Origin of the sequence: Paenarthrobacter sp. NPDC056912 (assembly GCF_042786555.1) — a bacterium.
Lineage (GTDB): Bacteria > Actinomycetota > Actinomycetes > Actinomycetales > Micrococcaceae > Arthrobacter.
In genome coordinates this window covers 295671-305440 of sequence record NZ_JBHUCD010000003.1, presented here as the reverse complement: position 1 = coordinate 305440, position 9770 = coordinate 295671, and the positions used below count along the sequence as shown (strand labels likewise).

Genomic DNA, 9770 nt, shown 5'->3' with positions numbered 1-9770 from the left:
CACTCCGCGGTCTCTTCCGGATCACGATCAGGCAGCTGGGCAGTCAACCCGCTGAGGATGTGTGAGGTCTCTTCTCCTGCAGCCACGTCCAACCTTCCTTTAGGCGCATGCATCGGCGCCTCAGGTCTGGCAGGGTATCTGCCCGTCATGAACGCGTCGTGTGCGGCATTTCGGTAACAACAGCCCGGTCGGATGCGCCGGGCAGGTCTTGTGAGCGCATGGCTGCCCAGTAGAATTCATCGGGGCGATCGCCCTGCAGCCAAAGCGCTCATGGCCACTCTAGCTTTCACGGCCCCGCGATGCGTAGCCGCGGGGCTTCAAGGGCGTTGTATGTCACACCCCAGGAGCGGTCCGTGACGGAAAGCACGTGATTGTCACAGCTTCGAAACACCTTAGGTAGTGCGGAATATGGCCGGACGCGGGGACAATGGCTTGAAGCACGCGCCCAAAGGGTGTTGGCTGTTAGTAATGGAAGTCACTTCAAAAGGAGGAAAACGTGAGCGAGGCCGACGCCGCCACATCGGTAAATGTGGCGGAAAGAATGGGTTTCAAAGACGGGGATCTGATTCAGGAACGCGGCTATGACGAGGACGTCGATTTCGACTTGCGTGACGACATCGAAGATGTCACAGGCTCCGAGTTGTTGGATGAAGACGATCATGACGTTGTGGATGCCGTGGTCTTCTGGTGGCGTGATGGCGACGGAGACTTGGTTGATGCCCTGATGGATTCGCTCACTACCTTGAAAGAAGGCGGAGTTGTTTGGGTCCTGACACCCAAATCGGGACGGGACAACTATGTTTCCCCCGCCGATATCCAGGACGCCGCCCCTACGTCAGGCTTGCACCTGACCACCTCGGCAGGGGTTTCGAAGGACTGGAGTGCCACCCGCCTGGTGCCAAAGAAGAACAAGTGACGGAAGTTCAGCCAGCGCCGGTTCAGGCGCTGGTTCCCGAAGTAGGGGATCTTGCGCCCGACTTCGAACTGTTGAACCAGTACGGCGAGCCCGTCCGATTGTCGGACTACAGGGGTCAGAACGTCGTCCTGGTGTTCTATCCCTTTGCCTTCTCGGGCATTTGCACGGGCGAGCTGTGTGAGATTCGCGACAATATCGCAGCCTTCAAGAATTCGAACGCTGCTGTGCTGGGAATCTCTGTGGACAGTAAGTTCGCCCAGCGCGCCTACGCGGAGCATGAACGCCTGGGGTTCGATCTCCTGGCCGATTTCTGGCCGCATGGAGCCGTTGCACGGAACTACGGTGTCTTCGACGCCGTCAGTGGGATGGCACTGAGGGGAACGTTCATCATCGACGCTTCGGGAGTCATTCGCTATGTCGTGGTCAATCCACGTGGCCAGGCGCGAGACTTTGCCGGGTACCGCCAGGCGCTCTCGGATTTGGTTGAGCAGTAGCGATGAGCCAGGGCAGGCCCGGAGTCGGGATGACTGGATTTGCCAGCATGCCGCCTGCTGCAGTCCCTCCACTCTCGCCTGGCGAGCTGGAAGCCGTTCACCAGGCGGTGGACATTTTGGGCGGCAAAAGGCTGGCCGTGCTCACAGGTGCCGGGCTCAGCACCGATTCCGGCATTCCTGATTACCGGGGGCCTGGCTCTGCGCCCAGGAACCCCATGACGTATCAGGAGTTCATCGGCAGCGTGGCCAGTCGGAGGCGTTACTGGGCCAGGAACCACCTTGGTTGGTCCCATCTTCGCCACGCCGATCCGAATGCCGGCCATGCCGCCGTCGCACTGATGGAAAAGCGAGGCCTCCTGACGGGCCTTATTACCCAAAACGTGGACAGGCTCCATGAGGAAGCGGGCAGCGCCAACGTGGTGGACCTCCACGGGCGGTTCGACCAAGTGATCTGCTTGGCTGAAGGCCACACCTTCACCAGGAGGCTTGTGGCCGCCATCCTTGAAGAGATCAATCCCGGCTTCCTTGCCGCCGCACTGAACTCCGGTGTAGTGGAGATGGCTCCTGACGCCGACGCAACGGTAGAGGACCCTGAACTCATTACATCGTTCGTGATGGCCGTTTGCCCTGTCTGCGGGGGGACACTTAAACCTGATTTCGTCTATTTCGGTGAGAACGTCCCCAAGGTCCGCGTTGCACGGGCGTACGGGATGGTTGATGACGCGCAGGCACTCTTGGTTGCGGGATCCTCGCTGACGGTTCAGAGCGGCCTGCGGTTCGTGCGTCACGCGTCGAAATCGGGAAAACCTGTGGTCATTATCAATAGGGGATCCACCCGGGGTGACCAGTTCGCAACACTCAAACTGGACTTCGGCGTCAGTGGCGCTTTGGATTATCTGGCCCGCCAACTACCCGATCTTCCAGGCGCTCAAGTGCCGATTGGTGTTTCTGGCGAATGATCATGTAGAGTCATTGTTCGTTGGTTGAAGCGCTGAAGCATTGAAGAAGTAAAGCAGAAGCATTGAAACAACGATTTGGGTCTTTAGCTCAGCTGGTAGAGCGCCACGTTTACACCGTGGATGTCATCGGTTCGATCCCGGTAGGACCCACCAAACTAACCCCGCATCGCCAAGCGTTCAGCTTGGTGATGCGGGGTTTTTTCTTGTCCGGGGCCCGCTCCCGTTCGGCGGAAGCTTTGGCGCTTAATGTCAGGGGTGTTACCTAGTGTTTCGTCCATGGAGCACGTATACGTTCACACGACAGAGCATGGCGCGCCGTCCGTCGTCGTGAGGGGCCAGCGCGAGTGGCAGATCGTAGTGGAACCCGTCCGCTGGTTTGAGCGCGTTGCCTGGTGGGAACAGACCAGGCGTATGCCGCGCGGTCAGGGGCGGGTGGACATAGAGGTCTGGCAGGTCCAAGTGCGTTTGGGGACCAATGCCCAGTCAAGCCTCGCCACCTGGGAGTTGGTACGGGACGGTTCCGGCGGCGGCTGGCGTCTGCGCGGCGAGGAAGTCGTCGCGGCCTAGTGTCCGGCCCGGGAAATGGATGAGCTCTCCACCACGACTATTGGGGGATGCCGCGGTGGAGAGCTCGAAAATGAATATACAGCGAACTTTGGGGTTTGGAAAGCGGAGCCCGCTGCGTGCGGAAACATGTCCTGCCGCGTGGGTGTGAATCTGTCATCACCGCCACGCCTGGATGCCACTATGATGGGTACTGTTCAGCTGAATGAACAAACGGTTTTGCACTGACGAAGGAGAATCATGGCCGATTCCCGCACCACCCGCTCCGAAGGGCTGGGCGCTTCGTCGCCGGCGCCTGCGGTAACCCGCGCTGCCGCCGTACTTGAGGCCCTCGCCGAATCGCCCTCGGGCCGCTTGACCTTGAGTGACTTGTCGCGGGAGCTCGGAATCCCCAAATCTTCCACCTCAAACTTGCTGCTCGCGCTCGAGGAAGCCCGTCTCATTACCAGGCAGGGTGCGGATTTCGCGTTGGGACGAAAGCTCGTGGAGCTCGGTGCTGCCTACCTGAGCCGCCTTGATGAAGTGCAGGAGTTCTATAAGTACTGCGAACAGGCTCCCACCCTCTCCGGCGAGACGGTCCGTATTGCGATGCTGGATGGCGATCACGTGATTTATCTCGCCCGCTATGAGGGGCATCCAGCGGTCAGGCTGACATCCAATATCGGCGACAAGATGCCGGTCTCGCTCTGCAGCGTGGGCAAGGCCCTCCTGGCCCAACTTCATGACCATGATATTGATGCCATGTTCCCCGATGGCATGGAACTGCCTGTGATGACGGCGAATTCGCTCCGGACCGCAGAAGAACTCAAAGCGCAGATTTCCACGATCCGTACTCAGGGCTTTGCTTTCGAGGATGAAGAATCGACGGTTGGCGTTGTGTGCCTTGCCGTCCCCGTCCCTACACACGGCGCACACGGTCCGAGCCTTGGTTTGTCCGTAACTGCCCTCAAGGCCACCTACTCGGAGGAACAGGGAGCCTTGATGGTCAAGGAACTCAAGGAGCTCGCCCGCTCCCTGGGAAACCCCATGGGTTAGCCCTTCGGCCTCGCAACCATTCGTTCTTCGACGAATAAATCTGATTACAGTCTTGGCAGGTAGTTCAACAAGCTGTACGCTGTTCATCATAGTGATCTTGGCGGTGATGCCATCACTATCTCGCCAGGCCAACGGGGGCCTTGGGGTGATTTTGAGGGAGTGCTTGTGACAACTCGTACTAATGCAAAGCTCGCAGCTGATGCTGACGATGCTGTAGTTGAGCCGGAACAGCTTCGCCGGGCGACGCTGGCCAGCTCCGTAGGTTCCGCTTTGGAGTACTACGACTTCTACATTTACGGCCTGGCGTCTGCGCTGATCTTCGGGCCACTGTTCTTTTCGCCTCTCGGCCCGGATGGTGCCTTGATAGCCTCCTTCGCCACCTATGGCGTCGGTTTTGCAGCCCGCCCCTTCGGTGGCCTGTTCTTCGGCTACATCGGCGACAGGTTCGGCCGCAAGATGGTGTTGATCCTGACCATCGCTTTGATGGGAACGGCAAGCTTTGCCATCGGCCTCCTGCCCACCTTCGAACAGGCAGGAATGCTCGGTGCGGTGCTGCTGGTAGCGCTGCGTATCATCCAGGGCCTTGGTGCCGGGGCAGAGCAGGCAGGTGCAACCACGCTGATTTCGGAGGTGGCCCCGCGCCGCCGTCGCGGTTTCTATGCCTCACTGCCATTCGTCGGCATCCAGCTGGGCACCCTTCTTGGTGCCGGCACCTTCGCGCTCATCGCATTGGCGGACAAGTCCGTATTGCAGGGATGGCTGTGGAGGGTTCCCTTCCTGGCCAGCTTCATCCTGATTGCCGTGGCGATCTTTATCCGTCTTAAGCTCAAGGAAACGCCGGCGTTCCAGGAGCTGGAGAAGCACAAGAATGTCGTCAAGAACCCCATTGGTGAGCTGTGGAAGCACTCCAAGAAGAACGTATTGATCGGCATTGGCCTCCGCATGGGCGAAAACGGCAACTCATCGATCTATTCGGCCTTGCTGGTGTCCTTCATGAGCATGCCGGCCGGTGTCTTCGCGGGAAACAATTCCATCGGTCCTGTCGGCCTGCTGATTGCTGCCGGGTTCGCCGCAGTACTCGTAGTGACGTTCGGTGCCCTCTCCGATAAGTTCGGCCGTGTTCCGGTGTACCGCTACGGTGCTTTGTTCCAGGCCATCATCGCCGTTCCCGCGTTCTACCTGGTCACTTTGGGCAACGTCACCCTGGTGTGGGTTGTCATGGCTGTAGGTATCGCCATCGGCGTGCAATCGATGCTCGGCCCACAGTGCCCGCTGCTTCCGGAACTCTTCGGCTCTCAGTACCGGTTCACAGGTGTGGCCATGAGCCGTGAGATCTCCGCAGTCCTCGCCGGCGGACTCGCACCTCTCTTGGGCGCACTCATGCTGGCCGCCACGAACCACTCCTGGCTGGTCCTGGCCATCTACTCGCTGGTCCTGGCGTTGATCTCCTTCGTGACCACCTTCTTCACCCCGGAAACCGTGGGCCGCGACCTCGTCTCTACAGAAGACGCAAAGTAGGCCACCACCAACAAGCCCCATTTACGCAGCGCGGCATCCTCCACAGCGGAGGTGCCGCGCTGCTTCTTGGTGCGGGGGCCGGGCGTGTCCGGAAGCGAAGGGTGGAAAATTGCGGGCAGCAGTGCAGAATTGGTGCACTGCAGAAGAGGAGCATGTCCATGGCGGCAACCAAGGGTCTTGTGTCGCCGGAAAGCACCGGCCACCTTCGGCGGGGAACAGGCAGCACCCCGTTCCGTCCCGAGATCCAGGGGCTGCGTTCCTTGGCCGTGCTCATGGTGGTGAGTTATCACATCTGGTTCGGCAGGGTGTCCGGCGGCGTTGACGTCTTCCTGTTGATCTCGGCGTTCCTGATGACCCTGCAGTTCGTGCGCCGCTACGAACAGGCCCGTCCTGTTTCACTGGTGCGGCACTGGCTGCACCTGTTCTGGCGGCTGCTTCCCGCCGTCGTCGTGGTTCTGCTTGGCACCCTGGCGGCCACCTACTTCATCATTCCCCGCACGCGGTGGATTGAGATCGTCAGCCAGGCCTGGGCTTCGTTGTTCTACTACGAGAACTGGTTGCTGCAGCGACAGGTGGTCAACTACTACGCCGCGGACCACAGCCTGGCCAGTCCCATGCAGCATTTCTGGTCACTCTCCATCCAGGGGCAGGTCTTCATCCTCTGGCCGGCGATCTTCATCGCGGCAGCGGTGGTGTGCCGGCGCTTCCGATTGCCCTATAGGACCGTACTGCTGGGCGTGTTCGGACTGATCTTCGCAGTATCGCTGGCCTATTCGATCTACTTCACTGCGGTTCATCAGGAACTGGCCTATTTCGACACGTTTGCCCGGCTGTGGGAGTTTGCGTTGGGGACGCTTGTGGCGCTGGTGCTGCCGTTCCTGCGTCCGGGCAAAGGCCTGAAGACCGTTCTTGGCTGGGTAGGTGTCCTTGCCATGGTGAGTTGCGGCATGGTCCTGCAGGTTAAGACGGCCTTTCCCGGGTTCGTGGCGTTGTGGCCAACCCTGGCCGCGGTGGCCGTGATCGTCGCGGGGCAATCGGGCAGCCGTTTGGGCGTGGACCGCATTCTTTCATCCACGCTGTTGGTGAAGCTGGGGGCCAATTCGTATGCCCTTTACTTGTGGCATTGGCCCCTGCTCGTGATCACGTTGGTATGGATCGGCCAGGACCACGCAGACTGGGCCACCGGTGCGCTGATCGTTGGTGCCTCCCTGTTGCTGGCTTTCCTCACCACCCGTTTGGTGGAGCAGCCGCTGCGCTCGTGGCGTTGGCCTGAGGCGAAGCGACGTCGTCTGGTCCTTGCGGTACTGGTGTGCCTGGCGGTTGGGGCCAGTCCGCTGGTGCTGTTCGGCTACCAGCAACAAGTAGAGAAGAGTGCCATAGCCGCGCAGGACGCCGACGACAACCCGGGAGCGAGGGCGTTGCTGCCGGGATACGAGAACAGGATCCGGCAGAACGCCCGGACGTTGCCGACTCCGGAGCAGCTTCCGGAAGACTGGGGCAAGCTGGATGGCCCGTGCACGGGGGAGCTCCGCCCGACGGACGCGGTTCTGGCGGCGGAATGCCAGCAAAATGACGTCGGAGCCCAGGCTACGAAGACCATCTTTGTGGTGGGTCAGTCCCACTCGCTGCAATGGCTAGGTGCGATCGGCCCCCTGGCCAAAGCAAAGCAATGGCGGGTCCAAGCCATCACTTTTGGTGCCTGCCCCTTCATGACCGAAACGGATGAGGTGGGCCCGGAGTGCAACGCCTTCAACCGCGAGGTCCGGAAGCACATCAGCCTCCACAAGCCGGATGCCGTGTTCTTGGTGGGAACGGCAGGTGTCCCTGACTCCCCGGAGGAGGATCTCACCTGGGGGCTGGACGATTTGCTCGGAGAAATAACGGATCAAGGAATTGAAGTCATCGCCATGCGCGACAACCCCCGGTTCTCCTTCAGCCCGAGTGAGTGCGCCATGGCCTCAGGCGTGGATGATCCCAAATGCCGTCCGGCCCTGTCCTCTGTGCTCGCTGAAAGCAATCCTTTGGACCAGTTGGAGGGGACCTTCACGGGGTTGTCGGTCCTGGACATGACGGACCTGATCTGTGACGGTTCTTCCTGCCCGGGGATTGTGGGCAACGTGTACGTCTACCTGGACGACAACCACCTCTCGAGCACTTATGTCAGGAGCATGACCGACATGTTGTCCGAGAGGTGGTTCGCCGCCGCTGGCTGGTAGCTGCCGGTTTAGTAGAAATGAACGGGATCCACCAAGTGGGGGAGTTCGCCGCCGTCCAGGAAGGTCCGCAGGTTGCTGCTGAACCGCTCGGCAATGAGCCGGTTTTCGGCGGAGCTCAGTGCCGACGTGTGCGGTGAAACCAAGACCTGCGGGTGGTTCCAGAGCGGGCTGTCCTGGGGGAGCGGTTCCACGGCGAAGACGTCCAGGCAGGCGTAAGAAACCTGCCCGTTGTCCAAGGCTTCGAGGAGTGCTTCCTCATCCACCACTGTTCCGCGACCCACGTTGACGAAGACCGTGCCGGGTTTCATCGCGGAGAAGATTTCCTTGTTGAACAGCTTCTCCGTGTACGGGGTGCCCGGAAGTGTGTTGACCACGGCGTCGGCGCCGGAAACCAGTCCGGGGAGTCCGTCGTTGTTGGTGACCTCGTCAATCCCGTCGATCGGTTCGACATTGCGCTTGGTACCGCTGACCTTCATGCCGAGGGCGCGGGCGATGCGGGCTGTTTCCAGGCCGATTTCGCCGAGGCCGGCGATGACTACCTTGGAACCGTTGGCCAGCTTGGTGGGCGTCCGAAGCTCCGGCCAGAACTTGGCTGCCTGGTCCCGCGCCATTTCCGCGCTGCGCTTGAAGCCATTGAGGATGCCGAAAGCGGAGAACTCGGCCAGCGGCAGTGCGTGGACGCCCGCCGAGGTGGTGACCCGGAATTTCCGAAGGGTCTCGGTGTCCAGTCCGGAGGCCTTGACGGCTCCGCCTGCACCAGCGGCCATTGCATGGATCCACTGGAGGTGCGGGTTGCTTTCAGCGATCCGGGCCAGCCCCGCAGGGCTTTCGTTGGGGAAGCCGTACAGGACCTGGGCGCGGTTCAGCATGGCCCAGTAGCGCTCCTCCTGCTCAGGTGTCCGCTTGAAGTCCGGATCGCCTGCGTGGTCGGCAGGGAATCGTTCCGGCGGGAGGAGTTCGGGGTCGTAGAGAACCGTCACGGAAGGATCCACAGCGCGGATAAGCTCCACAAGCTCTGCTTCGAGCGGGACAGCGATCGCGATGGTAAGTTCATCAGTCGTCATAGTGTTCATCATACTGAATGGAGGCTAGGATATTGAACAGATTTCCTGAAGATGACCACAAAGAGCAGTGACAACCACAAAGAAGTGAGGCGTTGACCATCATGACCACTAAACGGGTGGGATTCGTGGGCCTGGGACTCATGGGAGCCCCGATGGCTGCCAATATCGCCAAGGCCGGTTGGGCTGTGACAGCCTGGAACCGCTCCGACGCCGCCTTTGAAGGACTGGCCGGAATCACGCGTGCAACGGAGGTCTCGGAGCTGCGCGACGAAGACGCCATCGTGTTCATGCTCCCGGACCTGCCGTACATCGAAGACGCGGCGGCTGGGCTTCTGGCTGCCTGGAGGGCCACGCCACCCCGGCCGGGTACCGCCGTCGTCGTCATGAGCAGCGTCTCGCCGACGGCGGTCCAGGACTTCGGGCGCACCGTGCACCAAGCCAGTGGCGGAAATGCCACGGTGGTTGACGCGCCGGTCAGTGGAGGTACCGCAGGGGCAACACAAGGAACGCTGGCCATCATGGTGGGTGCATCCGAGGAGGACTTCAATGCGCTCAAGCCACTCTTTGAAACCATGGGCACCACCATTCGGCGAATGGGACCGCTTGGTTCCGGCTCGCTCGCCAAGGCTTGCAACCAGCTCATCGTAGGAACCACGACGGCGGCACTCGCCGAAGCCGCGGAACTGGCCGAACGTTCTGGAATGGATGTGGACGCCCTCTACGAGGTCCTGGCCGGGGGCCTGGCCGGAAGCAGGGTCCTGGAGATAGTGGGTCCCCGGCTCGCGGCGAAGGACTACAGTCCCACCGGGCCTGCCAAGTTCATGCACAAAGACCTTGCCTTCCTTGTCCAAAGCGCCGATGCCGTGGGCTCCCCGGTGCCCATGGCCTCAGCCGCCATGGAGCTCTACGCCGAACTCAAGCGCCAAGGACTCGGCGACCAAGACCTCGCCGTCGTTCGACAAGCCATCGCCAACCTCCCCCTGACCCCCGCCGCCAGCTAAGCC

At 60.9% G+C, this 9770-nt stretch carries 9 protein-coding genes and 1 tRNA gene; 9 read left to right on the top strand and 1 reads right to left on the bottom strand.

Annotated elements, in window-relative coordinates:
* The first annotated feature begins 496 nt into the window (after positions 1-496).
* From ACFRJ9_RS05495 to ACFRJ9_RS05460, 8 genes are all read left to right on the top strand, one after another.
* Entirely contained in the window at positions 497-916 is a 420-nt protein-coding gene (locus ACFRJ9_RS05495; RefSeq protein ID WP_377665222.1) for a DUF3052 domain-containing protein, read from the top strand.
* The gene (locus tag ACFRJ9_RS05490) at positions 913-1410 is read left to right on the top strand and encodes a peroxiredoxin (RefSeq protein WP_377665220.1); all 498 of its coding nucleotides are present in this window, start codon (positions 913-915) and stop codon (positions 1408-1410) included. Before ACFRJ9_RS05495 ends, ACFRJ9_RS05490 begins: the two co-directional genes overlap by 4 nt.
* A gap of 2 nt (positions 1411-1412) precedes the next feature.
* Positions 1413-2369 (top strand): Sir2 family NAD-dependent protein deacetylase, encoded by a 957-nt coding sequence (locus tag ACFRJ9_RS05485; protein ID WP_377665218.1) that lies wholly within the window; start codon positions 1413-1415, stop codon positions 2367-2369.
* Between the two features lie 77 nt (positions 2370-2446).
* Positions 2447-2522 (top strand) — tRNA-Val (locus ACFRJ9_RS05480).
* 123 nt (positions 2523-2645) lie between these two features.
* Entirely contained in the window at positions 2646-2936 is a 291-nt protein-coding gene (locus ACFRJ9_RS05475) for a hypothetical protein (protein WP_377665216.1), read from the top strand.
* Positions 2937-3173: 237 nt separating this feature from the next.
* Positions 3174-3968, top strand: coding sequence for an IclR family transcriptional regulator (locus ACFRJ9_RS05470; protein ID WP_377665214.1), 795 nt, complete (start codon positions 3174-3176; stop codon positions 3966-3968).
* A 159-nt stretch (positions 3969-4127) separates the two neighbouring features.
* Positions 4128-5486, top strand: coding sequence for an MFS transporter (locus tag ACFRJ9_RS05465; protein ID WP_377665211.1), 1359 nt, complete (start codon positions 4128-4130; stop codon positions 5484-5486).
* A 158-nt stretch (positions 5487-5644) separates the two neighbouring features.
* On the top strand, positions 5645-7702 hold the full coding sequence (locus ACFRJ9_RS05460) for an acyltransferase family protein (RefSeq protein WP_377665209.1): 2058 nt from the start codon (positions 5645-5647) through the stop codon (positions 7700-7702).
* An 8-nt stretch (positions 7703-7710) separates the two neighbouring features.
* Here ACFRJ9_RS05460 and ACFRJ9_RS05455 read toward each other — a convergent pair whose 3' ends face one another.
* Positions 7711-8778, bottom strand: coding sequence for a D-2-hydroxyacid dehydrogenase (locus tag ACFRJ9_RS05455; RefSeq protein WP_377665207.1), 1068 nt, complete (start codon positions 8776-8778; stop codon positions 7711-7713).
* A gap of 89 nt (positions 8779-8867) precedes the next feature.
* Between ACFRJ9_RS05455 and ACFRJ9_RS05450 the strand changes: the two genes are divergently transcribed.
* Positions 8868-9767 carry an NAD(P)-dependent oxidoreductase gene (locus tag ACFRJ9_RS05450; protein WP_377665205.1) on the top strand — a complete coding sequence of 300 codons (900 nt, stop codon included), beginning with the start codon at positions 8868-8870 and terminating at the stop codon, positions 9765-9767.
* The last annotated feature ends 3 nt before the right edge of the window (positions 9768-9770 follow it).